Here is a 25,077-nt window from a genome sequence, read left to right as displayed (position 1 = left end):
TTATGATAGCGGGTTAACAGGAGAAGGATGAAGTGGTTTATGCCAGCAGGCTGTGTACCGCCAGGTTAATGGCACCCCCGCCGACAATCAGCCAGACGAAGAGCACCAGCGCCATCAGCAGCGGTTTGGCTCCGGCCTTTTTCAGGGCGCTGACGTGAGTGGTCAAACCCAGCGCCGCCATCGCCATCGCCAGCAGTACCGTATCCAGCGTCACCAGCATTTCGACCACCGCTTTAGGCAGCAGATGGAATGAGTTAAACACCGCCACCACAATAAACAGGATCGCAAACCACGGAATGGTGATGTTGCTCTTCTCGCCGTTGCCCGCCGGAGCAAGCTGTTTCACGCGCGCCGCCAGAATCAGCAGGAAGGGGGCCAGCATCATCACCCGCAGCATTTTGGCGATCACCGCCGCATTCTCTGCTTCCGGGCTGATGGCGTGACCCGCTGCTACCACCTGGGCCACCTCATGCATCGTCGAGCCGATATAAATCCCGTAGGTTTCCGGGCTAAACCAGTGCGCCATCAGCGGATACATCGCCGGATAGAGGAAGATCGCCAGGGTACCGAAGATCACCACCGTCGCCACGGCAACCGTCACCTTGCTGGCCTCGGCCTTCACCACCGGCTCGGTCGCCAGCACCGCCGCGGCGCCACAAATGCTGCTCCCGGCGCCAATCAACCAGCTGGTCTGTTTGTCGAGCCCGAACACCTTCTGGCCGATAAAGCAGGCCAGCAGGAAGGTGCTGGTCAGGGTTAACACGTCGATGGCGATCCCGCTGACGCCAACGTCAGCAATCTGCGCGAAGGTCAGGCGAAAACCGTACAGGATGATCCCGAGGCGCAGCAGGTGCTGTTTGGCGAAGATCACGCCGCTATCACAGGGTTTGTAAATGTGCGGATAGACCGTATTCCCGACGACCATACCCAGCAGGATGGCCAGCGTCAGGGCACTGAATCCCGCCCCGGCCACCGCCGGAATACTGCCGCCCCATAAGGCCACTCCGGTGACCAGCGCGCTCAGCGCCAGGCCAGGAATGTAGCGCCGGACTGAATGATGATGCTGTAGGGTGAGTGTTGTCATAGCCTTCTCCTTTTCTCTGGCTAAAGGTTACGGCGCGCTGGTTTAAAAATAAAATTGATTATATATTTATAATTAATCTCTATAAGTGGTAAGCAGGGTGCTTACCGTTCCGGATGGCAACTATGCACATTACATTACGCCAGCTTGAGGTCTTTGCCGAAGTGCTGAAAAGCGGGTCGACTACCCAGGCTTCCCAGATGCTGGCTCTGTCCCAGTCTGCGGTCAGCGCCGCGCTGACCGATCTGGAAGGTCAGCTGGGGGTTCAGCTCTTTGACAGGGTAGGGAAGCGGCTGGTGGTGAACGAGCACGGGCGCCTGCTCTATCCCCGCGCGCTGGCGTTGCTGGAGCAGACCGTCGAGATCGAACAGCTGTTTCGTGAAGACAACGGCGCCATCCGCGTCTATGCCAGCAGCACCATCGGCAACTACATCCTGCCGGAGGTGATTGCCCGCTATCGCCGCGATTTCCCGGGTTTGCCGCTGGAAATGAGCGTTGGCAACAGCCAGGACGTGATCAACGCGGTGATCGATTTTCGGGTGGATATCGGCCTTATCGAAGGGCCGTGCCACAACGCCGACATCATTGCTGATCCCTGGCTGGAGGATGAGCTGGTGGTCTTCGCCTCGCCGGCCTCTTCTTTATTACAGCAGGAGGTAACCCTGGAGCGGCTGGCGCAGGCACCGTGGATTTTGCGCGAGCAGGGGTCAGGCACGCGGGAGATCGTCGATTATCTGCTGCTATCGCACCTGCCACAGTTCCATATGGGCATGGAGCTGGGCAATTCGGAAGCCATCAAACATGCGGTACGCCACGGTCTCGGCATCAGCTGCCTGTCCCGCCGGGTGATTGCCGAACAGCTGGAGAGCGGCACGCTGGTGGAGATCCCCGTTCCGCTGCCGAACAAGCTGGTGCGCACCCTGTGGCGCATCCATCACCGCCAGAAGCACCTCTCTAACTCCCTGCAGCGTTTTCTGCGTTACTGCGAAATGTAATCCCGCCCGGCGGCGTTTTGTCCGCCGGGATCTATTCCGCGCACCAATACTATTCTCTGCTTTACTTATAATCCTGGTCCGGTCATGAAGCTCTCTTATAACCGGGCATTTGTGCCGGAAGAGCTGGCGATCGTCTGCTACAATCGCGCCTCATTTTTTGAATGGACAGCATTTTCATATGGTTTCCGAAACTAAAACCACAGAAGCGCCCGCGCTACGTCGCGAACTCAAGGCGCGTCACCTGACGATGATTGCCATTGGCGGTTCTATTGGTACAGGTCTTTTTGTCGCCTCTGGTGCGACCATTTCTGCAGCGGGCCCGGGCGGCGCGCTCTTTTCCTATATCCTGATCGGTTTGATGGTCTACTTCCTGATGACCAGCCTGGGTGAACTGGCGGCGTACATGCCGGTATCCGGTTCTTTCTCTACCTACGGTCAGAAATACGTGGAAGAAGGCTTCGGCTTCGCGCTGGGCTGGAACTACTGGTACAACTGGGCGGTCACCATCGCCGTGGATCTGGTGGCATCGCAGCTGGTGATGACATGGTGGTTCCCGGATACGCCGGGCTGGATCTGGAGTGCGCTCTTCCTCGGGGTGATCTTCCTGCTGAACTACATCTCCGTGCGCGGTTTTGGCGAAGCGGAATACTGGTTCTCGCTGATCAAAGTCGCCACGGTAATCATCTTTATCATCGTAGGTGTGGCGATGATTGTTGGCATCTTCAAAGGCACCGAACCTGCGGGCTGGAGCAACTGGGGGATTGGCGATGCGCCGTTTGCCGGGGGCTTCTCGGCAATGATTGGCGTGGCGATGATCGTCGGCTTCTCCTTCCAGGGTACGGAGCTTATCGGTATTGCCGCCGGTGAATCCGAAAACCCGGAGAAGAACATTCCGCGCGCGGTGCGGCAGGTCTTCTGGCGTATCCTGCTGTTCTATGTGTTCGCTATCCTGATTATCAGCCTGATCATTCCGTATACCGATCCGAGCCTGCTGCGTAACGATGTAAAAGACATCAGCGTCAGCCCGTTCACCCTGGTGTTCCAGCATGCCGGTCTGCTCTCAGCGGCGGCGGTGATGAATGCGGTGATCCTGACGGCGGTACTGTCGGCGGGTAACTCCGGGATGTACGCCTCTACCCGTATGCTTTACTCCCTGGCCTGCGACGGCAAAGCGCCGCGTATCTTCGCGAAGTTGTCCCGGGGCGGCGTGCCGCGTAACGCGCTGTATGCCACTACCGTGATTGCCTGCCTGTGCTTCCTGACCTCGATGTTCGGCAACCAGACGGTCTACCTGTGGCTGCTGAACACCTCCGGGATGACGGGCTTTATCGCCTGGCTGGGTATCGCCATCAGCCACTACCGTTTCCGTCGCGGCTACGTGAAGCAGGGTTATGACATTAATAATCTGCCGTACCGTTCCGGGTTCTTCCCGCTGGGTCCGATCTTCGCCTTTGTGCTCTGTCTGATCATTACCCTCGGTCAGAACTACGAAGCCTTCCTGGCTGACACCATCGACTGGGGCGGCGTGGCAGCGACCTATATTGGTATCCCGCTGTTCCTGATCATCTGGTTTGGCTACAAGCTGACGAAGGGATCGAAGTTTGTCAGCTATAGCGAAATGGAATTCCCGAATAGCTTCAAAAAATAAACGCAACGCCTCTCTTTAACCCGCTCATCCGAGCGGGTTTTTTTATCTCCACAGTATGCCATCTTGACATAACTTTTAACAATTGAATTGATAATAGTTATCGTTTGCCTTATCATTATCGAATTAATAAAAAGCAGTTGTGAGCAGTACATATTTGATTTTGCTGTGTTTACCTCATGGAGATAGTAAATGTTTAGGTTGAATCCCTTCGTTCGGGGAGGGCTGTGTGCGTCTGCTCTGTCCCTGACCCTGCCGGTTGTTGCGGCGGAATCTGGCGACACGATGGTGGTGACCGCTTCGGCCAACGAGCAAAACCTGAAGGATGCCCCGGCCAGTATCAGCGTCATTACCCAGCAGGATCTGCAGCGTAAGCCAGTGCAGAACCTGAAAGATGTGTTACGGGACGTTCCGGGCGTGCAATTAACTGACGAAGGGGACAACCGTAAGGGTGTCAGTATTCGCGGTCTGGACAGCAGCTATACGCTGATCCTGGTTGACGGGAAACGCGTCAACTCGCGCAACGCCGTTTTCCGCCATAACGACTTCGACCTTAACTGGGTTCCGGTTGATGCTATCGAGCGTATCGAAGTGGTGCGCGGGCCGATGTCCTCCCTCTATGGCTCCGATGCCCTGGGCGGTGTGGTCAACATCATCACCAAAAAGATCGGCCAGAAATGGACCGGCACCCTCACCGCCGACACCACCATTCAGGAGCATCGCGATCGCGGTGACACCTACGGTGGCCAGTTCTATACCAGCGGTCCGCTGGTGGATGGCGTCCTCGGGCTGAAAGCCTTTGGTAGCCTGTCAAAACGCGATAAAGACGATCCTCAGGATTCAACAACCAGCGCCACCGGGGAAACCCCGCGTATCGAGGGCTTCACCAGCCGTGATGCCAACGTGGAATTTGCCTGGACCCCGAACGAGAACCACGATTTCACCGCCGGCTACGGCTTTGACCGTCAGGACCGCGATTCCGACTCGCTGGATCAGAACCGCCTTGAGCGCCAGAACTACTCCCTGAGCCACAACGGCCGCTGGGGCCTGGGCAACAGCGAGCTGAAATTCTACGGCGAGAAGGTGGATAACAAGAACCCGAGCAACAGCAACCCAATCACTTCCGAAAGCAACTCTATTGACGGCAAATACGTTCTGCCGCTGGGAGAGATTAACCAGCTCCTGACCTTTGGTGGGGAATGGCGTCATGACAAGCTGAAAGATCCGGTTAACATCACCGGCGGTAGCAGCAGTAACACCTCTGCCAGCCAGTATGCGCTGTTCCTGGAAGATGAATGGCGGATCTTCGAGCCGCTGGCGCTGACCACCGGCGTGCGTATGGACGATCACGAAACCTACGGCGACCACTGGAGCCCGCGTGCTTATCTGGTCTACAACGCCACCGACACCCTGACGGTAAAAGGCGGCTGGGCGACGGCATTCAAAGCGCCATCCCTGCTGCAACTGAGCCCGGACTGGACCACCGGCTCCTGCCGCGGTGCCTGTGAAATTGTCGGTAGCCCGGATCTGAAGCCGGAAACCAGCGAAAGCATCGAGTTGGGTCTCTACTATAACGGGGAAGAGGGCTGGTTAGAGGGCGTGCAGGGTAGCATTACCGCTTTCCAGAACGACGTTGATGATCGCATCAGCATTCTGCGTACCGCGAACGTTAATCAGGCGCAGGGCTATCCGAACTACGTCGGCCTGAACGCCGACGGCGAACCGGTGTTCCGTTACTACAACGTCAACAAGGCGCGTATCCGCGGCCTGGAGACGGAGGTGAAATTCCCGATTGCCGAAGACTGGCGCATGACGCTGAATTACACCTACAACGACGGGCGTGATATCAGCAACGGCGACAACAAGCCGCTCTCCGACATGCCTTTCCATACCGCGAACGGCACCCTTGACTGGCAGGCAACGCAGGCGTGGTCCTTCTACGTGCAGGGCAATTACACCGGTGAGAAACGCACCGTTACCGATGGGGATGCAACGCCGGGCGGCTACGTGGTGTGGAATACCGGTGGCGCATTGCAGGCAACCAAAAACGTCAAGCTGCGTGCGGGGGTCATGAACCTGCTGGATAAAGATCTGAGCCGCGACGACTACAGCTACACCGAAGAAGGACGCCGTTACTTTATGGCGGTGGATTACCAGTTCTGATGGTGGGATCGCCGGGCGGCGCTGCGCTTGCCCGGCCTACATAGGGCACTTGTAGGCCCGGTAAGCGAAGCGCCACCGGGCATCAGGCCGCACTTACTTCAACAACTGCTGCGCATGGAAGCGCAGATGATCTTCAATAAACGACGCAATAAAGTAGTAGCTGTGATCATAGCCGGTCTGGATGCGTAACGTCAGCGGCCAGGCCTTCTGGCGCGCGGCTTCCGCCAGTACCGCCGGTTGTAACTGGCTCGCCAGGAACTGATCGGCATCACCCTGATCGATAAGCGTCGGGATCGCCTGTTCCGGCAGGCTGGCCAGCATCAGCGCGCAGCTGTCCCATTCCTGCCAGGTCGCTGCATCCTCACCCAGATAATGGCTGAACGCTTTTTGCCCCCACGGCACCTGAGCCGGATTCACGATCGGTGCAAAGGCCGACACGCTGACATATTTACCCGGGTTTTTCAGCGCCATCACCAGCGCACCGTGGCCGCCCATTGAGTGGCCGCTGATGGCACAGCGATCGGATACCGCAAACTCCGCCTGGATCAGCGCCGGCAGCTCATCGCGCAGGTAATCGTACATCCGGTAATGATTCGCCCAGGGTGCCTGAGTGGCGTTGAGGTAGAACCCGGCACCTTTGCCAAGGTCGTAACCGGCATCGTCTGCCACGTAGTCACCGCGCGGGCTGGTATCCGGCATCACCAGAGCGATCCCCAGTTCCGCTGCCACGCGCTGGGCGCCCGCTTTGGTAGTGAAGTTCTCATCGTTGCAGGTCAGGCCGGAGAGCCAGTACAGCACCGGCGGTTTTGCGGCACCGTTAGTTGGTGGCAGAAAAATGCTGAACGTCATGGCGCAGTTCAGCACTGCCGAGTCATGACGCCAGCGCTGCTGTCGACCTTCAAAACAGTGGTGCTCTTCGAGCAGTTCCATGCAGGGCTCCTTCAGGAAGGTTGTATAAAGAGATGAAGGTCATAATACAGATAATTCAATAACGAGTGAGTAACTTTCACTTCCGCATTAACGACATATCCTGCATCATGAATTTACGAAACTTTAACATCTGGAGTGGTCATGGCGCTGCGTATCGCGCTCAGCGGTTTTGTGGTTCTGGTGGTGGCGATGGGAATAGGGCGTTTCGCCTTTACACCCCAGGTGCCGCTGATGATTGCGGCAGGGCAACTGACCCTGACCAGCGCCGGGCTGGTGGCGGCCATGAACTACCTCGGCTATCTGGTGGGGGCATGGGATGCCATGCGCGCGCACCGGTTTGTCGAAGGCCGTCTGTGGCTGGGGATTGTTGGCGCGGTGGCGCTGACCCTGCTCTCGGCCGTCGCCGATAACGCTGTGGTCCACGGGCTGCTGCGGTTTGTCATTGGCTGCATGAGTGGCTGGTCGATGGTACTGATCGCCGCCTGGACCAACGATCGGCTGGCCCATTTCGGTAAGCCAGGCCTCAGTGCCGCGGTCTTCGCCGGGCCGGGGGCAGGCATCACGATAAGCGGTCTGCTGGCGGTGTGGATCCAGGCCCAGGGGTTGTCGGCCAGCGCGGCATGGCAAATCTACGGCGTGCTGGCACTGGTGCTGATCGCCGTGGTGGCTCGCTATCTGCCGCGTGCCGGACAGCTGCACCGCCCGGGTACCACGCCGGAGCCGCTGGCGCTGACCCGGGATCTGCGTCGTCTGGTCTGGAGCTACAGTCTGGCCGGGTTTGGCTATATTCTCCCGGCGACCTTTCTGTCGCAGATGGCGGCGCTGCGCTTTCCTGGCAGCGCGTTTGCCCAGTTTGTCTGGCCGGTTTTCGGCGTGGCTTCGGTGCTGGGCATTGCCCTGAGTATCGCTCTGCGCCATCTCTCCACCACGAATCGCAGACTGGCGCTGGTGCTCTGGCTGCAGGCGGTGGGGGTGATTGCTGCCTGGCTGTTGCCGGGGATGGCCGGTCTGGTGACCGGTGCATTGCTGGTGGGCGGCGGATTTTTATGTGCGGTACAGCTCTCGCTGCTTTACGGGCGTGAACTGGCACCGAATCATACGCGTTACATGGCCGGATTACTCACCACTGGCTATGCCATCGGGCAGCTGATTGGCCCGATGACCTCGGCGTTGTCGAGCTGGCTCACCCACCAGCTGGAGCCCGCTCTGGGCCTTGCGGGTATCGCCCTTTTCGTGGCGGGCGGGCTGGTCTGGCAGCGTCAGGTTGAAAGGTAACGGCAATTGCAATAATTATCGCGGTGAATACTGGATTATGCTCGCCGCCTCGCGCACAATGACTGCACATTTTGCCCCATGTAGGGCAGAAGCGCGCCACACCTGCAGGAGAAAAGAATGTCATCAATGAGTAAAGAAGCAGCTCTCGTCCACGAAGCACTGGTTGCGCACGGCCTTGAAACCCCGTTGCGTCCACCGGTTCAGGATCTGGACAACGAAACACGTAAACGTCTTATTTCAGGCCATATGACCGAAATCATGCAGCTGCTGAATCTCGATTTGAGCGATGACAGTCTGATGGAGACCCCGCGTCGCATCGCCAAAATGTATGTCGATGAGATTTTCTCCGGCCTGGATTACGCCAATTTCCCAAAAATCACCGTCATTGAAAACAAAATGAAGGTGGATGAGATGGTAACGGTGCGTGATATCACCCTGACCAGCACCTGTGAACACCACTTTGTGACCATCGACGGCAAAGCGACCGTGGCCTATATTCCGAAAGATGCAGTCATTGGTCTGTCGAAAATTAACCGCATCGTGCAGTTCTTTGCCCAGCGTCCGCAGGTGCAGGAGCGTTTAACCCAGCAGATCCTGATCGCGCTGCAGACGCTGCTTGGCACTAACAACGTGGCGGTTTCCATTGACGCGGTGCATTACTGCGTGAAAGCGCGCGGTATTCGCGATGCGACCAGCGCTACCACGACCACCTCGCTGGGCGGCCTGTTTAAATCCAGCCAGAACACCCGTCAGGAGTTCCTGCGCGCCGTGCGTCACCACGACTGATCATCAGGGCAGAATAGATGGAAAGAAATGTCACGCTGGATTTCGTTCGTGGCGTCGCTATTCTGGGTATTCTGCTGCTCAATATCAGCGGCTTCGGTCTGCCGAAAGCCGCTTATCTCAATCCCGCCTGGTATGGCGATATTACCCTCAGCGACGCCTGGACATGGGCAGTGCTGGATCTCTTCGCCCAGGTCAAATTCCTCACTCTGTTTGCCTTGCTGTTCGGGGCCGGCCTTCAGCTGCTGCTGAAGCGCGGTAAACGCTGGATCCAGGCCCGGCTTTCGCTGCTGGTACTGCTCGGATTTATTCATGGCCTGCTGTTCTGGGACGGCGACATTCTGCTGGCCTACGGGCTGGTGGGGCTGATCTGCTGGCGCATCATCCGCGATGCGCACGATATCAAAAATCTCTTCAATACCGGCGTGGTGCTGTTCCTTATCGGCGTGGCTATCCTGCTGCTGCTGGGGGTGATCTCTGGCGGCTCCACCAACCGTTCCTGGGTGCCGGATGCGGCCAACCTGCAGTACGAGCAGTACTGGAAGCTGGGCGGCGGAATGGAGGCCATCAGCAACCGGGCCGATATGATTGGCAACAGCCTGCTGGCGCTCGGGGCGCAGTACGGCTGGCAGCTGGCAGGGATGATGCTGATCGGCGCCGCGCTGATGCGTACCGGCTGGCTGAAAGGCGAGTTTAGCCTGCGTCATTACCGGCGAACCGGGATCTGGCTGGTGCTGGCCGGGCTGGCGATTAATCTTCCGGCGGTGATCGCCCAGTGGTATCTGCACTGGGATTACCGCTGGTGCGCATTTTTATTACAGGCACCGCGTGAACTGAGCGCGCCGTTGCAGACGATAGGCTATGCCGCACTCATCTATGGCTTCTGGCCGCAGCTCTGCCGTTACCGTCTGGTGATCGCGGTGGCCTGCGTCGGACGCATGGCGCTCAGCAACTACCTTTTACAGACGCTGATCTGCACCACCTTGTTCTATCACCTCGGCCTGTTTATGCAGTTTGATCGCCTGCAGCTAATGGGTTTCGTCCTGCCAATATGGCTGGTAAATATCCTTTTCTCTGTTTTCTGGCTGCGTTATTTCCGTCAGGGGCCGCTGGAATGGCTATGGCGGCAATTAACCGCACGTGCTGCAGGTGTTTCATTAAGTAATACATCCGGATAACGATCTGGATCACAATCATTAACAAAACGGATGTAACCGTTTTCATCCTTGTGAGCTTCTTCACGTAGTCCTCCCTTTCTCGCTGCCAGAATAGTCACCTTGCTAAACACAGGGGGTGTCTGTGAGTTGCTGCAATCTAAATAAGGGTGGTGAATATGATCACCATTCGTGACGTCGCGCGTCAGGCGGGCGTTTCTGTCGCCACCGTTTCCCGGGTTCTTAATAACAGCGCGCTGGTCAGTCCGGAGACGCGTGAGTGCGTGATGAAAGCCGTCACGGCGCTGGGCTACCGGCCTAATGCGAATGCTCAGGCACTGGCAACCCAGGTCAGCGATACCATCGGCGTGGTGGTGATGGATGTGTCTGACGCCTTCTTTGGTGCCCTGGTGAAAGCCGTAGACATGGTTGCTCAGGAGCACCAGAAAAATGTGCTGATCGGCAACAGCTACCACGAGGCGGAAAAAGAGCGTAACGCCATTGAGGTGTTGATCCGTCAGCGCTGTAACGCCCTGATCGTTCACTCAAAAGCCTTAAGCGATGAGGAGCTGTCTGCCCTGATGGAGCAGATCCCCGGCATGGTGCTGGTCAACCGCATCGTGCCGGGCTATGCCCACCGCTGCGTCTGCCTTGATAACGTCAGCGGAGCGATGATGGCGACGCGGATGCTGGTGAATAATGGCCATCAGCGCATCGGCTATCTTGCGTCAAACCACCGCATTGAAGATGACGAAATGCGTCGTGAAGGCTGGCAAAAAGCGTTGCTGGAGCAGGGTATTACCGCCCCGGACAGCTGGATCGGCACCGGCTCGCCGGACATGCAGGGCGGGGAGGCAGCCATGGTGGAGCTGCTCGGGCGCAATCTGCAGCTGACCGCGGTCTTTGCCTACAATGACAGCATGGCCGCAGGGGCGCTAACCGCGCTGAAAGATAACGGCATTGCGGTGCCACAGCATTTGTCACTGATTGGTTTCGATGATATTCCCATTGCCCGTTACACGGACCCGCAGTTGACAACGGTGCGCTACCCCATCGCCTCTATGGCGCGGCTGGCCACGGAGCTGGCGTTACAGGGGGCCGCTGGCAAGCTCGATATCAACGCAACCCACTGTTTCATGCCGACTTTAGTGCGTCGCCATTCGGTTGCCATTCGGCAAATTGTGGTGCCGATCACTAACTAATAATTCGTCGTGATGTAACCGTTTTCAATTTGTGAGTAAATTCACAGTAAGTTAACAATGCGCTGTCTATGATGTCAGCGTTTTAGTGACTGAAACGCTATGTAACGGTGAGTAATCGTTTTTACTATAGCCACGGCACGTTAAACATCCAAAAAAACGCATTCTGGAGCGTTACCGACCAAGGAAGATAGAAATTTTATAAGTGGACTTCGGCGGGCAGTAACGTTTCTTTAACATGCCGCCGCCGATCGTTATTCACACGAACTACCCTGCATAAAAAAAACCGGAGATATCATGAATAAGAAGGTGTTGACTCTGTCTGCTGTTATGGCAAGCATGCTTTTTGGTGCGACCGCGCACGCCGCAGATAGCCGTATTGGTGTGACTATCTATAAATACGACGACAACTTTATGTCTGTTGTGCGTAAAGCCATCGAGAAAGAGGGCAAAGGGGCGCCAGACGTTCAGCTGCTGATGAATGACTCTCAGAATGACCAGTCCAAACAGAACGACCAGATTGACGTCCTGCTGGCTAAAGGCGTAAAAGCCCTGGCAATCAACCTGGTTGACCCGGCTGCTGCGGGCACCGTTATTGAGAAAGCACGTGGCCAGAATGTGCCAATCGTGTTCTTCAACAAAGAACCTTCCCGTAAAGCGCTGGATAGCTATGACAAAGCCTTCTACGTGGGCACCGACTCCAAAGAATCCGGCATCATTCAGGGCGACCTGATTGCTAAACACTGGGCTGCTAACCCGAACTGGGATCTGAACAAAGACGGTCAGGTTCAGTTCGTTCTGCTGAAAGGCGAGCCGGGCCACCCGGATGCTGAAGCCCGTACCACTTACGTGATCAAAGAGCTGAACGACAAGGGTCTGAAAACCCAGCAGCTGGCGTTAGATACCGCCATGTGGGATACCGCGATGGCGAAAGACAAGATGGACGCCTGGCTGTCCGGCCCGAACGCTGACAAAATCGAAGTGGTTATCGCCAACAACGATGCGATGGCAATGGGTGCTGTAGAAGCGCTGAAAGCTCACAACAAATCTTCTGTGCCGGTATTTGGCGTGGATGCCCTGCCTGAAGCAATGGCGCTGGTTAAATCTGGCGCAATGGCCGGTACCGTGCTGAACGATGCTAACAACCAGGCGAAAGCTACCTTCGATCTGGCGAAAAACCTGGCAGACGGCAAAGGCGCTGCTGACGGTACCAACTGGAAAATCGAAAACAAAGTTGTTCGCGTACCGTACGTTGGCGTAGATAAAGAAAACCTGGCGCAGTTCACCAGTAAATAAGTTTTAGTATTCCACTGGGCGCAGTTTCTGCGCCCTTTTATCACGCGACGCGAGGCCGAGAAGGTATAATTATGGTCAGCACAACGACTCAGTCGTCCGGTGAATTCTTGTTGGAAATGAGCAATATCAACAAGTCTTTTCCCGGGGTTAAAGCACTGGATAATGTTAATTTAAAAGTACGGCCTCACTCCATTCACGCTTTAATGGGTGAAAACGGTGCGGGTAAATCAACATTATTGAAATGCTTATTTGGGATCTATCAAAAAGATTCTGGCAGCATTGTTTTTCAGGGGAAAGAGATCGATTTCCATTCTGCCAAAGAGGCACTGGAAAACGGTATTTCGATGGTTCACCAGGAACTTAACCTGGTACTTCAGCGTTCGGTGATGGACAATATGTGGTTGGGTCGTTATCCGACCAAAGGCGTATTTGTCGATCAGGACAAAATGTATCGCGATACGAAAGCCATTTTTGATGAACTGGATATTGATATCGATCCGCGTGCGCGCGTGGGTACGTTATCGGTTTCACAGATGCAGATGATCGAAATCGCCAAGGCGTTCTCCTATAACGCCAAAATCGTGATTATGGATGAGCCGACCTCTTCATTAACGGAGAAAGAGGTGAACCACCTGTTCACCATTATCCGTAAGCTGAAGGATCGTGGCTGCGGCATCGTTTATATCTCGCACAAAATGGAAGAGATCTTCCAGCTGTGTGATGAGATCACGGTGCTGCGCGACGGTCAGTGGATTGCCACTCAGCCGCTGGAAGGGCTGGACATGGACAAGATCATCGCCATGATGGTGGGTCGCTCCCTGAACCAGCGTTTCCCGACGAAAGAGAACAAGCCGGGTGAAGTGATTCTGGAAGTACGCAACCTCACGTCGCTGCGTCAGCCTTCCATTCGCGATATCTCCTTCGACCTGCATAAAGGGGAGATCCTCGGGATTGCTGGTCTGGTGGGGGCCAAGCGTACCGATATCGTGGAGACCCTGTTTGGTATTCGCGAGAAATCCGGCGGGACCATCACTCTGCACGGGAAAAAGATCAATAATCATAACGCCAACGAAGCCATTAACCACGGTTTTGCGCTGGTGACGGAAGAGCGCCGCTCAACCGGTATTTACGCCTATCTGGATATTAACTTTAACTCGTTAATTTCTAATATTCAGAATTACAAAAATAAAATCGGTCTGTTGGATAATTCCCGCATGAAGAGCGATACCCAATGGGTAATTGACTCGATGCGCGTGAAAACCCCAGGTCACCGCACGCAAATTGGCTCGCTCTCCGGTGGTAATCAGCAGAAGGTAATTATCGGACGCTGGTTATTAACCCAGCCTGAAATTTTGATGCTGGATGAACCCACCCGTGGTATCGACGTGGGTGCAAAGTTTGAAATTTATCAGCTGATTGCTGAATTAGCCAAGAAAGATAAAGGGATCATTATTATTTCGTCCGAAATGCCGGAATTGTTAGGGATCACAGATCGTATTCTGGTCATGAGCAATGGTCTCGTTGCCGGAATTGTTGAAACCAAAACGACAACGCAAAACGAAATTTTGCGTCTTGCGTCTTTGCACCTTTAAGATTAGGGGCTCCTCATGAGTGCGTTAAATAAGAAAAGTTTTCTTACTTATCTGAAAGAAGGCGGTATTTACGTTGTTCTTTTAGTCTTGCTGGCCATTATTATTTTCCAGGATCCGACATTCTTAAGTCTCCTGAACTTAAGTAACATTCTGACCCAGTCTTCGGTGCGTATTATTATCGCCCTGGGCGTAGCGGGTCTGATCGTCACCCAGGGTACTGACCTGTCAGCCGGTCGTCAGGTTGGTCTGGCGGCGGTTGTCGCGGCAACGCTTCTGCAGTCGATGGAAAACGCCAACAAGGTGTTCCCGGAGATGGCGACCATGCCGATTATCGTGGTAGTCCTGATTGTCTGCGCTATCGGTGCGATCATCGGTCTGATTAACGGCATCATTATCGCTTACCTGAACGTAACGCCGTTCATCACCACCCTGGGTACGATGATCATCGTTTACGGTATCAACTCCCTGTACTACGACTTCGTGGGTGCCTCGCCGATTTCCGGTTTCGACAGCGGCTTCTCTACCTTTGCGCAGGGCTTTATCGCGCTGGGCAGCTTCCGCCTCTCTTACATCACCTTCTACGCCCTGATTGCAGTGGCCTTTGTCTGGGTGCTGTGGAACAAAACCCGCTTCGGTAAAAACATCTTCGCTATCGGCGGCAACCCGGAAGCGGCGAAAGTCTCCGGTGTTAACGTGGCGCTGAACCTGCTGGTTATCTATGCCCTCTCCGGCGTGTTCTACGCGTTCGGTGGTTTGCTGGAAGCGGGCCGTATCGGCTCTGCCACAAACAACCTCGGCTTTATGTATGAGCTGGATGCGATTGCGGCCTGCGTGGTGGGTGGCGTCTCCTTCAGCGGCGGTGTGGGTACTGTGCTGGGCGTGGTAACCGGTGTGATCATCTTCACCGTTATCAACTACGGCCTGACCTATATCGGCGTGAACCCGTACTGGCAGTACATTATTAAAGGCGCGATCATTATCTTCGCCGTTGCGCTGGACTCCCTGAAGTACGCACGTAAGAAGTAAGATTGGTGATAATAAAAAACCCGCGTAATGCGGGTTTTTTTATGGTTGCTGGGGTTCATTTGCTAACAGCGACACGATAAGTGATTTTGAGGTGGGGACCAGTCCGGTTTCCAGCCCGAACGGTTTAAAGACTTTATTAATCATCTCCGCAGAAAAATTGCCTTTATCATTTTCCACTTCTGATAACGTCTTACGTGCCACCTTCACCAGACGAGCATAATCATCCTGACGCAGCCCTAAAACTTCGATCCTGAGTCGCTTCAATGCCTGGCCTTGCGTGATATTCCCCAGTAACAGGTCCCGGATAATGGCATGCATCACCGGTTTACGGTCCAGCGTATTGACTCTGGGTTTATTGGGTGAGAATCGCTGACGGCCTGATCCTGTAATAAGCGCTTCGTCCGCTATGGGGAGCGGAGAGGAGGGGAGACGCTGATTACGGCTGCGTAGATTTGCCAGCGTGGCACTCAGGTCTGACTGTTTCTTATCAGAAGATTTCATAACAATTTCCAGCGCGTCAGTTTATCGGCAATAAAGTTGAAACCAGTAGCGGGCATCTCAAGAATCTGCCCGGGCACACCACGGTCTTGTAAGCGTGCTTTAAGCCCAGCAAGCTGCGCTGATGTTTCCCGTAATGCAGCTAACAGTTGGGGAGCGGGAACTAAATCAGACAGCGCCTGAGCGATACCGTTGAAATCGTACTCACCGCCTGATTCATAGGGTGATGACCACTTTGTTGAGCGTGGTATCCCTTCCGGATCTGCTTTCATTGGGGCAAAATCGTATATGGGGGCCAGATAAATTTTATTTTCCGTTCTGATAAAAGCGGTATTACGACCGTGATTGTCACTGTTGCCAAACAAAATATTCAACAGGTCTCGGCGAACCCATTCGACAACAAAGTCAGGAATATTGAAATTATATCCCTGCTCGCAACACATATTACTGCGTGTGATTTTGTCGATTAATGTGCGAAGCGTTGTTTCATGATCGAGAGTAACCCCCGGGCCCTTTTGTAACAGGGAATAGACAGATTCCATCCCTAACTTGATTAACTCCCCTTGCGCATTTCTTGCGATATCAAAACGGGGCAGCCATAAGGAAGGGTAGCTACGACCTTCCAGTAGCCTCATCCCTTCGGTGGGGATAGTACTGAACCCCATGGCTGTCAGCTCATGATAATAATGAAATTCAGCTCTCAATATATTGCAGTCGATTTCGTTTCGCGCACCCCGAGGGTACTTAACCAGATAATAACTGTCCTGGTTACCAGGGTTATTTTGCCAGGTATCGATCCAGATCTTTTGTTCCTTGCTGCAACGCAACAATAATTTTGGCGCCTCCCCGCCGGCACCTGTTGCCCCACCGGCTGCAGCGCCTCTCTCCTGAGCATAATCGAGAAAATCGGCGGCGCGGTTAATAACATCTTCTACCGTAAAATAGTGCGCTTCCGCGCGCGGATGATAATCGGGAACGGATTCTTTAATACGTAGGTTACCAACAGGAGACATCGTGCCATATTTCAGCAGGATAAAATTTTGCTGGCCGATGGGCAGATCGTTAATGTCGAGATAGTTTATCCAGTAACGACGACTCGCGCCGCCTGGAATGATGTCATCCAGGAATCTCAGCCAGCCTGGTTTACCCCGATCATCAAAGTAGAGGGAGACAGGATAATTCAGTGAGACGGCATGATGATCGTCGTAGTCAAGAAAATCGATAGCGTAATCAGAGAGATAATTGACCTCCGTGGTTCGCCAGTCGTCATTATCGCTATAAGGGAAAGTGACGATCGCAATGTCTTGCCATTCGCTGTACAACCACGCCTGTATTGTTAATGACTCCATTATCGTCTCCTCCTTGCCACATGAGTAAAATATTACGCATTAACCAGCAATTTGCCAGTTAATGTAACTTATATTACTCACGGATGGGCATGGAAGGTTTTAATGTGTGCTACAGGACGCATTAAACTCAGGGGGTGGCTTTCTTCTTCTGCATCTCCAGCAGTTGCTCTGGCGTGACCGCCGGATAGCCCTGGGCATCTTCCGGCACTTCGAGCATCGCCGGGATTGGCACCAGCGGGCCTAAGAAGCGTGGCTCACGTTTGAAGACATAGAGATCGGCCAGTGCCCCGAGGCGAGCGCCAAACTCGCGCACCCGCACGGTGAGCATGTCTTTCGGTGACGGGACGGCATAACACTGCGCCTGAATGCCCATATGCAGGGCGATAAACAGCGCGCGCTCGCAGTGGAAGCGCTGAGTGATGATGATGAAATCGTTGGTATCAAACACCTTGCGGGTGCGCACAATCGAATCGAGGGTTCTGAAACCCGCGTAATCGAGCACGATATCCGCCGGGTCAACGCCTGCGGCAATCAGATCCTTACGCATGGTGACCGGCTCATTGTAGCTCTGCAGCGCGTTATCGCCGCTCAGCAACAGGTAGTTGACCTTCCCGCTGTTGTAGGCGTTGAGTGCTCCCTGAATGCGGTAACGGTAATACTGGTTGATCACCCCGGTGCGGTAATACTTGGCGGTGCCGAGCACTACGCCGACCTGACGGTAGGGCAGGTCCTGAAGGTCATCAAAGATATAGGGGGCCGTTTTCCAGCTCATCCAGCGGTCGAGGCCCAGCGCAGTCAGCAGCACAATGGCGATCAGGGCAACCAGGCTGTAAAACACGCGCTTTAACATACAGATGACTCTTACCAAAGGTGAAATTTCACTCAGGCTACTTTACCCGTCTGGTAAGCGCAAGAAACGGCGGTTTAATTGGAGGGATTTTCATCAATTGTGCGGGCATTGCTGCCCGCATCAAGGACTTACGCCAGCAGAACGCGGTCGATGCTGGTGCAACCCAGGGCGCGCAGCGTGGCGGCAGTGGCATCCCACTGGATCAGCGGTGCGTCGGCTTTTTCCGCCAGAATGGCGCGCTGGATGTCCGGGTAGTCGTAACCGTTGAGGCTGAGCAGGTTCAGGGCGCCCTGCAGCGGGGGCAGCGTCGGGTTAAAGGCGGCGTTCTCGGCATAGCTGCCGGTGAAGAGTCGGCCATCGCGACACTCTAGCGCCACGCCGCTCGGGGAGTTACTGTACGGTGCGTGTGACTTGTTAGCAGCGAGAATTGCCGCCTGGGCCAGCGCGTCACCGCTGACGGCATAACCATGATCCTGCTCATCCATCAGCAGGGATTTAATCTCCAGATCCTTAGGTCCGAAGGCGTCCGGCAGATAATCTTCCAGGGTATGCGGGGCGCGGCCCGGGAGGTTGATGCGCAGCTGCAAACCGCTGTTGAGCTCGTTCATAAACTGACGACAGTGGCCGCACGGCGTGTAGTTCACGGTAATGGCCTGCAGGGAGTGTTCCCCGCGCAGCCAGGCGTGGCTGATGGCGCTCTGTTCTGCATGCACGGTCTGCTGCATGGTGGCCCCGATAAACTCCATATTGCCGCCGAAGTACCAGGTGCCGCTCACGCCGCGCGCAATGGCGCCGACGTTGAAATGAGAGAGGTCCGCACGGGCGCAGGCCGCCGCCAGGGGCAGAAGTGCAAAGGCCAGCGCGTCATCATCCAGATCGGTAGCACCTTTCAGGGCGGTGACCTGTTCAGCCGTCAGCAGGGCGGGGAAGTGTGCATCCGCCAGAACCGGGGCCAGGGCTGACTGCAAATTCTCTGCAAGCTGAGCGAAAGCTGATTGAAAACGTGGATGCATGACGTTGCCTCTTAAAGGTTAATGGATCGGTAGTGTACGGAGCCGATGCGGCTTTATATGTGACTCAGATCTCATTATTTGTGCAACTTATGAAACTCAAATGAAAAATGCGCGACGCGTCGCAAATTTTAGCCCATGACCGCCAGAATAATCGGGAACAGGAACGGCGCGATAAGGGAGGTCATGATCCCGCAGATCACCAGCGCCAGGGAGCTGAATGCCCCTTCCTGATAATCCAGCTCCGCACAGCGGGCGGTGCCGAGGGCGTGCGAGGCGGTGCCCATCGCCAGACCACGGGCTGACTTAGTGCGAATGCGCATCGCATTCAGCAGCGTATGCCCTAATACCGCCCCGAGAATACCGACATAAATAACGCACACGGCGCTGATCGCCGGGATACCGCCGAGACTGCCACCCACCGCCATTGCGATCGGCGTGGTCACGGATTTAGGTAGAATAGAGGCCGCGATTTCCGGCGTCGCCCCCATCAGCAATGCCACCGACGTACCGGTGATCATCGCCACCACGCTACCCACCAGGCAGATGGTAATGATCGACTTCCAGCGGGCGCGGATCTGGTGCAGCTGTTCATACAGCGGAAACGCCAGCGCCACCACCGCAGGCTGGAGCAGATCGTTGAGGACCTTGCTGCCCTGGAAATATTTCGCATAAGGAATGCCGGTCAGCAGCAGGAACGGAATAATCACCACCATCGCCACCAGCAGGGGGTTAAGCAGGGGGAACTTCAGGCGCACCGCCAGCTTGCGGGCGGCGAAGAATACCGCCACGGTAAGCGGCAGCGACCACCAGATATTGGCCATCATTTGTTCTGTCCTTTCTGTCCAACCACGTTACGTTCCCCGTGCACCAGATGCGTGCTCCAGCTCACCACTAAAAATGCCACCAGCGTACTTATGGTGCAGGAGACAAATATCGGGCCAAACTGCGCACTCAGCAGGTCGTAATACTGCATCACCCCCACGCCAATCGGCACGAACAGCAGCGCCATATAGCGGATTAATACCGAGCAGCCGGGCTTGACCCATTTTGCCGGGAGGATTTGCAGCGCGAGCAGCACAAACAGGATCAGCATGCCAATAATGCTGCCGGGAATGGTAATGGGCAGCAGGGAGGCGAGAAAGATACCCGCATAGAGGCAGGCATAAATCAGGATGAAGGCGCGCAGGTATTGCCAGACAACTATCAATGATTTCTTCATGGTGAAAGTCCTTAATGGAACGCATTCATCATACAATTAAAACCGGAAACGTGCTACGGATCACATCATGACTTTTGAGCATACCAGACATTACTTTCTGGAACGTTGGGCATTTCCCCAAACCGCAGGAGACAACGCGGCGCTGACAAGATACGATCAACAGATAAAGATAATGATGCTCAAATCCGGCCCTTACCCTTTACTGGAGGTAAACAATGCCATCAATTCTCATTAAAACCGCCGACGAGCTGGCTCGCCAGCGCCACGCGGGTGAACTGCTGGCCTCGGTGTTCACCATGCTGGACGACTTTATTAAGCCTGGCGTATCCACTATGGAGATCAACAATCGCGCCGAGGCCTTTATCGTCGATCAGCTTAAGTCCCGTCCGGCCAGCAAAGGGCAATATGATTACCCCTACGTGCTGAACACCTCGGTCAACGACGTGGTCTGCCACGGGATCCCTAAAGAGTCGGAACACCTTAAATCCGGGGCTATCGTCAACGTCGACATCACCCTCGAAAACGCGGGCATGATCGCCGACTCCAGTAAAATGTATCTCATTGGTGACGTTTCGCCTCTGGCCCGCCGGCTGGTGAAAGCGACCTACGAAGGGATGTGGAAGGGGATCAAGGCCGTCAAACCGGGTGCCACACTGGGCGATATCGGCCACGCCATTCAGTCATACGTTGAAAGCCAGGGCTACAGCGTGGTGCGGGAATATTGCGGCCACGGCATTGGCAAGGAGATGCATGAAGAGCCGCAGATCCTGCACTACGGCAAACCTGGCGAAGGCCCTGTATTACAGGAGGGGATGGTCTTTACCATCGAACCGATGATCAACCAGGGCGGCAGCCGGATCAAAACGAAGAAAGATGGCTGGACGGTGGTGACCCGTGACAAAAAGCTATCTGCCCAGTGGGAACATACCATCGCCGTGACAGCAGATGGGTTTGAGGTGCTGACCCTGCGTCCCGAAGAGTCCATTCCCGATTAAAGCCGCAACCCACACGCATCTCTGTCCTGACGCTTCCCACCTTTGGCGGGAGCGGCTACTATAGCGCCTCTTTTTTGACGGGTACTGATATGCGTGTATTACTGGCACCGATGGAAGGCGTGCTCGATTCGCTGGTGCGTGAGCTGCTGACCGACGTTAACGATTATGATCATTGCATCACCGAGTTCCTGCGGGTGGTGGATATGTTGTTGCCGGTAAAATCGTTTTACAGACTCTGCCCGGAGCTGCATCACCAGAGCCGCACCCCTTCCGGTACTCTGGTGCGAATACAGCTGCTGGGGCAATATCCCGAGTGGCTGGCGGAAAATGCCGCCCGCGCCGTTGAGCTGGGCTCCTGGGGCGTGGATCTGAACTGCGGCTGTCCATCGAAAATGGTCAACGGCAGCGGCGGCGGGGCCACGCTGCTTAAAGATCCCGAGCTAATCTACCGCGGCGCGAAAGCGATGCGCGAGGCAGTGCCCTCCCATCTGCCGGTCACGGTGAAGGTCCGTCTGGGCTGGGACAGCGGCGAAAGGCAGTTTGAAATTGCCGATGCGGTGCAGCAGGCGGGTGCCAGCGAGCTGGTGGTTCACGGCCGCACCAAAGAGGATGGCTACAAAGCCGAACGCATTAACTGGCAGGCCATCGGCGAGATCCGCAGGCGTCTGACCATTCCGGTGGTGGCTAACGGCGAAATCTGGGATCGCGAAAGCGCCCTGGCCTGTATGGCGGAAACCGGCTGCGATTCAGTGATGATCGGGCGCGGGGCGCTCAACGTGCCTAACCTCAGCCGGGTGATCAAATACAACGAGCCGCGAATGCCGTGGCCGGAGGTGGTGACTCTGCTGAAGAAATATACCCGCCTCGAAAAGCAGGGCGACACTGGCCTGTACCACGTGGCGCGCATCAAGCAGTGGCTGAGCTATCTGCGTAAAGAGTACGACGACGCGCTGGACCTGTTTCAGGAGATCCGCGCCCTGCAATCTTCGGCAGAGATCGCCCGGGTGATTCAGTCAAAATAAGCCAACGTCGATCTGCGTCACGTTTTTCAGCGGGGCGCATTGAGGCGAAGCGCGAAACTGGTAAAGTGCGTTAACTGGATTGTTACTGCTGCGGCAGGCAAAACCTGATTTTCTGGCATCTGCCGGAGGTCAGGTTTTTTTGTTTCTGGGGCATGGAATGAAAATCGCCAAAATACTGAATAACAATGTGGTGGTTGTTCTGGATGAGCAGGGGCGCGAACAGGTGGTGATGGGCCGTGGGCTGGCCTTTCAAAAGCACCCTGGCGACGCGGTCCCGAAAGAGAACATCGAGAAAGTGTTTGCCCTGCAAAGCGATGAGCTGGTGCAGCGGCTGGGGGAGTTACTCAGCCAGATCCCGCTGGAAGTGATGACCACCTGCGACCGCATTATCGGGCTGGCGGCGCAGCGGCTGGGCAAGCTGCAGGAGAGTTTGTACATCACCTTAACCGACCACTGCTACTTTGCGATTGAGCGGCAGAAGAAGGGGCTGGCGATCAAAAACGTGCTGCTGTGGGACATCAAGCGGCTCTACCCGCGCGAGTTTGAGCTGGGCCAGCAGGCCCGGGCCATCATCGCGAAACGGCTGGGCGTGGAGTTGGGTGAAGATGAAGCCGGGTTTATCGCCCTGCATCTGGTCACCGCCCAGCTCCACAGCGAGATGCCGGAGGTGATGCACGTCACCCGGGTGATGCAGGAGATCCTGCAGCTGGTGAAATACAGCTTACAGCTGGAGTATGACGAGGAGTCGCTAAGTTATCAGCGCTTCGTCACCCATCTGAAGTTTTTCGCCCAGCGGATGCTGACCCGCACCGTGGTCGCGGATGACGATGCCTCGCTGCACTCGGCGGTAAAAGATAACTACGCGAAAGCGTGGGTGTGCGCCGAGAAGATCGCCCGGCATCTGCAAAAGAGTTATCAGCGCGAGCTGACCACCGAAGAAATTATGTTTCTCACCATTCATATTGAGCGCGTGAGAAAAGAGGGGCGCTAAGTCCCCAACCTGGATTGTTACTGCACTACGCAGGCAAAACCTGAGCGCGGCTCCCGAAAGGGCGTCGTTCTCGGGTTTTTTTGTTTTTAGACTCAGTCAAACCCTGCCAGCGGGCAGTGAAGAAGGAAACAGAGATGGAATATCAAGCACTGGCGAAGGATATTCTCGGCCACATTGGCGGCAAAGAGAACATCGTCAGCCTGGTTCATTGCGCGACCCGGCTGCGTTTCAAACTGAAAGACAAACACAAAGCGGATAGTGAAGGGCTCAAGAAACATCCTGGCGTGATCATGGTGGTCGAAAGCGGCGGCCAGTTTCAGGTGGTGATTGGCAACCACGTTCACGACGTCTGGCAGGCGGTGTGCCAGGAGGCGGGGCTGGCTGACGACGCGGCACCTGTCATCGAGGAACAGGGCGAAAAAACCAGCCCTGGCGGCCAGCTTATCGATATTGTCTCCGGCATTTTTACCCCTTTTATCGGCGTCCTTGCCGCCTCGGGGATCCTGAAGGGGTTGCTGGCGCTGGCGGTGGTGTGCGGCTGGCTGACTACCGACAGCGGCACCTACAAAATCTGGTTTGCCACCAGTGACGCGCTGTTCTTCTTCTTCCCGCTGGTGCTCGGCTATACCGCCGGGAAAAAGTTTGGCGGCAGCCCGTTTATCACCATGGTGATTGGCGGGGCGCTGGTGCACCCGACCATGATTCAGGCCTTCGAGGCCAGCCAGCAGGCGGGCGCGGCGGCCAATGCCTTTCTCGGCATTCCGGTGATCTGGTTTAACTACAGCACGTCGGTCATTCCGATCATCCTTGCCGCCTGGGTCAGCTGCTGGCTCGAGAAGCAGGGCAATAAACGCCTGCCGTCGGCGATGAAAAATTTCTTCACCCCGCTGATCTGCCTCGGCGTTACGGTACCGCTGACCTTTCTGGTGATTGGCCCGGTGGCGACCTGGCTCAGCCAGATGCTGGCCAACAGCTATCAGTGGATCTACGTGCTTGCCCCGTGGCTGGCGGGTGCCGCGATGGGCGCGGTGTGGCAGGTGTGCGTCATCTTCGGCCTGCACTGGGGGCTGGTACCACTGATGATCAATAACCTCGCGGTGCTGGGCCATGACTCGATGCTGCCGATGCTGTTACCGGCGGTGATGGGCCAGGTGGGGGCCGCGCTCGGCGTGTTCCTGCGTACCCGGGATACCAGGCTGAAAATGCTGGCGGGCTCCTCGGTCACGGCCGGGATTTTCGGTATCACTGAACCGGCGGTGTATGGCGTGAACCTGCCCCTGCGTCGTCCCTTTATCTTCGGCTGCGTGGCCGGAGCGGTGGGCGGCGCGATTGTCGGTTTCTTCGATACTCACGTTTACTCCTTTGGCTTCGGCAATATCTTCACCATCGCGCAGATGATCCCCCCAACCGGGGTGGACGCCACGCTGTGGGGCGGGATTGCGGGAATGGTGGTGGCGCTGGTGCTGAGCTGCGCCCTGACCCTGATCGCCGGCATGCCTGCCAGCCCGGCCCCGGACTCTTCCCCGGCGGTGGTTAACGCCGATGAAGAGACGGTCCTCTCCCCGATGCGCGGCACGGTGCTGGCGCTGGACCAGGTGCCGGACGCCACCTTTGCCAGCGGCCTGCTGGGGCAGGGGGCGGCGATTATTCCTGCCGATAACAAAGTGATTGCCCCCTTTGCCGGGGAAGTGGCCTCAATATTTGCCACTAAACATGCCATCGGCCTGCTGAGCGACAGCGGCATCGAAGTGCTGATCCATGTCGGGATCGACACCGTGAAGCTCGACGGCAAGCCGTTCACCACCCACGTCAAGGTGGGTGACAAAGTACAGCCGGGCGATCTGCTGCTGGAGTTCGACCGTCAGGCCATTCTCGATGCCGGATACGATCTGGCGACCCCGATTATTATCAGCAATAGTGACGACTACCGTGATGTCGCGACCGTGGCGGCGACCGCCGTTCAGGCCGGCGCACCGTTGCTTTGCGTCAGCCATCAATAAC

General features: G+C 55.9%; 22 protein-coding genes. 14 read left to right on the top strand and 8 right to left on the bottom strand.

Going from position 1 to position 25,077, the window contains the following annotated elements; genetic code table 11:
• Positions 1–37 precede the first annotated feature (37 nt).
• Positions 38–1,084: a YeiH family protein gene (locus tag SOM40_RS15815; protein ID WP_320530322.1), complete on the bottom strand. Its 1,047-nt coding sequence runs from the start codon at positions 1,082–1,084 to the stop codon at positions 38–40.
• Positions 1,085–1,206: 122 nt separating this feature from the next.
• Here SOM40_RS15815 and yieE point away from each other — a divergent pair, with 122 nt between their 5' ends.
• The 3 genes from yieE to cirA all read left to right on the top strand — a co-directional run bounded on the left by yieE (position 1,207) and on the right by cirA (position 5,884).
• The gene (gene yieE, locus SOM40_RS15810; protein WP_106995356.1) at positions 1,207–2,076 is read left to right on the top strand and encodes a DNA-binding transcriptional regulator YeiE; all 870 of its coding nucleotides are present in this window, start codon (positions 1,207–1,209) and stop codon (positions 2,074–2,076) included.
• A gap of 178 nt (positions 2,077–2,254) precedes the next feature.
• Positions 2,255–3,724, top strand: coding sequence for an amino acid permease (locus SOM40_RS15805; RefSeq protein ID WP_262672863.1), 1,470 nt, complete (start codon positions 2,255–2,257; stop codon positions 3,722–3,724).
• Positions 3,725–3,913: 189 nt separating this feature from the next.
• Positions 3,914–5,884: a catecholate siderophore receptor CirA gene (cirA, locus tag SOM40_RS15800; protein WP_320530321.1), complete on the top strand. Its 1,971-nt coding sequence runs from the start codon at positions 3,914–3,916 to the stop codon at positions 5,882–5,884.
• A 93-nt stretch (positions 5,885–5,977) separates the two neighbouring features.
• Here cirA and fghA read toward each other — a convergent pair whose 3' ends face one another.
• Positions 5,978–6,814: an S-formylglutathione hydrolase gene (gene fghA, locus SOM40_RS15795; protein WP_320530320.1), complete on the bottom strand. Its 837-nt coding sequence runs from the start codon at positions 6,812–6,814 to the stop codon at positions 5,978–5,980.
• Positions 6,815–6,955: 141 nt separating this feature from the next.
• Here fghA and SOM40_RS15790 point away from each other — a divergent pair, with 141 nt between their 5' ends.
• The 7 genes from SOM40_RS15790 (at position 6,956) to mglC (ending at position 15,139) form a co-directional block, all read left to right on the top strand.
• Positions 6,956–8,089 carry a YbfB/YjiJ family MFS transporter gene (locus SOM40_RS15790; protein ID WP_106995352.1) on the top strand — a complete coding sequence of 378 codons (1,134 nt, stop codon included), beginning with the start codon at positions 6,956–6,958 and terminating at the stop codon, positions 8,087–8,089.
• Positions 8,090–8,206: 117 nt separating this feature from the next.
• A complete protein-coding gene (gene folE / locus SOM40_RS15785) occupies positions 8,207–8,875 on the top strand; it encodes a GTP cyclohydrolase I FolE (RefSeq protein WP_106995351.1) in 669 nt (222 codons plus the stop codon).
• A 17-nt stretch (positions 8,876–8,892) separates the two neighbouring features.
• Positions 8,893–10,050: a DUF418 domain-containing protein YeiB gene (gene yeiB / locus SOM40_RS15780; protein WP_225758398.1), complete on the top strand. Its 1,158-nt coding sequence runs from the start codon at positions 8,893–8,895 to the stop codon at positions 10,048–10,050.
• 155 nt (positions 10,051–10,205) lie between these two features.
• A complete protein-coding gene (galS, locus tag SOM40_RS15775) occupies positions 10,206–11,228 on the top strand; it encodes an HTH-type transcriptional regulator GalS (protein ID WP_225758399.1) in 1,023 nt (340 codons plus the stop codon).
• 294 nt (positions 11,229–11,522) lie between these two features.
• Positions 11,523–12,521, top strand: a complete 999-nt coding sequence (gene mglB / locus SOM40_RS15770; RefSeq protein WP_166182993.1) for a galactose/glucose ABC transporter substrate-binding protein MglB — start codon at positions 11,523–11,525, stop codon at positions 12,519–12,521.
• Positions 12,522–12,592: 71 nt separating this feature from the next.
• Positions 12,593–14,113 (top strand): galactose/methyl galactoside ABC transporter ATP-binding protein MglA, encoded by a 1,521-nt coding sequence (mglA, locus tag SOM40_RS15765; protein WP_106995347.1) that lies wholly within the window; start codon positions 12,593–12,595, stop codon positions 14,111–14,113.
• 15 nt (positions 14,114–14,128) lie between these two features.
• A complete protein-coding gene (mglC, locus tag SOM40_RS15760; protein WP_106995346.1) occupies positions 14,129–15,139 on the top strand; it encodes a galactose/methyl galactoside ABC transporter permease MglC in 1,011 nt (336 codons plus the stop codon).
• A 39-nt stretch (positions 15,140–15,178) separates the two neighbouring features.
• Here mglC and SOM40_RS15755 read toward each other — a convergent pair whose 3' ends face one another.
• The 6 genes from SOM40_RS15755 to SOM40_RS15730 all read right to left on the bottom strand — a co-directional run bounded on the left by SOM40_RS15755 (position 15,179) and on the right by SOM40_RS15730 (position 20,068).
• Complete coding sequence (locus tag SOM40_RS15755) at positions 15,179–15,640, bottom strand: helix-turn-helix domain-containing protein (RefSeq protein ID WP_166182992.1); 462 nt, start codon at positions 15,638–15,640, stop codon at positions 15,179–15,181.
• A complete protein-coding gene (locus SOM40_RS15750; RefSeq protein WP_320530319.1) occupies positions 15,637–16,986 on the bottom strand; it encodes a type II toxin-antitoxin system HipA family toxin in 1,350 nt (449 codons plus the stop codon). Before SOM40_RS15750 ends, SOM40_RS15755 begins: the two co-directional genes overlap by 4 nt.
• Positions 16,987–17,113: 127 nt before the next feature.
• Positions 17,114–17,836 carry an outer membrane permeability protein SanA gene (sanA, locus tag SOM40_RS15745; RefSeq protein ID WP_106995343.1) on the bottom strand — a complete coding sequence of 241 codons (723 nt, stop codon included), beginning with the start codon at positions 17,834–17,836 and terminating at the stop codon, positions 17,114–17,116.
• 128 nt (positions 17,837–17,964) lie between these two features.
• Positions 17,965–18,849: a cytidine deaminase gene (gene cdd, locus SOM40_RS15740; RefSeq protein ID WP_313825156.1), complete on the bottom strand. Its 885-nt coding sequence runs from the start codon at positions 18,847–18,849 to the stop codon at positions 17,965–17,967.
• A gap of 128 nt (positions 18,850–18,977) precedes the next feature.
• A complete protein-coding gene (locus tag SOM40_RS15735; RefSeq protein WP_142486475.1) occupies positions 18,978–19,673 on the bottom strand; it encodes a CidB/LrgB family autolysis modulator in 696 nt (231 codons plus the stop codon).
• A complete protein-coding gene (locus SOM40_RS15730) occupies positions 19,670–20,068 on the bottom strand; it encodes a CidA/LrgA family protein (protein ID WP_106995340.1) in 399 nt (132 codons plus the stop codon). Before SOM40_RS15730 ends, SOM40_RS15735 begins: the two co-directional genes overlap by 4 nt.
• A 215-nt stretch (positions 20,069–20,283) precedes the next feature.
• Here SOM40_RS15730 and map point away from each other — a divergent pair, with 215 nt between their 5' ends.
• From map to bglF, 4 genes are all read left to right on the top strand, one after another.
• Positions 20,284–21,063 carry a type I methionyl aminopeptidase gene (gene map, locus SOM40_RS15725; protein WP_106995339.1) on the top strand — a complete coding sequence of 260 codons (780 nt, stop codon included), beginning with the start codon at positions 20,284–20,286 and terminating at the stop codon, positions 21,061–21,063.
• Positions 21,064–21,152: 89 nt separating this feature from the next.
• Positions 21,153–22,085 (top strand): tRNA dihydrouridine(16) synthase DusC, encoded by a 933-nt coding sequence (gene dusC, locus SOM40_RS15720; RefSeq protein ID WP_106995338.1) that lies wholly within the window; start codon positions 21,153–21,155, stop codon positions 22,083–22,085.
• Positions 22,086–22,242: 157 nt separating this feature from the next.
• On the top strand, positions 22,243–23,076 hold the full coding sequence (licT, locus tag SOM40_RS15715) for a BglG family transcription antiterminator LicT (RefSeq protein WP_106995337.1): 834 nt from the start codon (positions 22,243–22,245) through the stop codon (positions 23,074–23,076).
• Positions 23,077–23,210: 134 nt separating this feature from the next.
• Positions 23,211–25,076 (top strand): PTS beta-glucoside transporter subunit IIABC, encoded by a 1,866-nt coding sequence (gene bglF, locus SOM40_RS15710; protein WP_106995336.1) that lies wholly within the window; start codon positions 23,211–23,213, stop codon positions 25,074–25,076.
• The last annotated feature ends 1 nt before the right edge of the window (position 25,077 follow it).

This window comes from Leclercia sp. CFBP8987, from assembly GCF_034044995.2.
Classification (GTDB): domain Bacteria; phylum Pseudomonadota; class Gammaproteobacteria; order Enterobacterales; family Enterobacteriaceae; genus Enterobacter; species Enterobacter tamurae.
The sequence above is the reverse complement of the archived record's forward strand: the minus strand, read 5'-3'. Positions and strand labels throughout refer to the sequence as shown.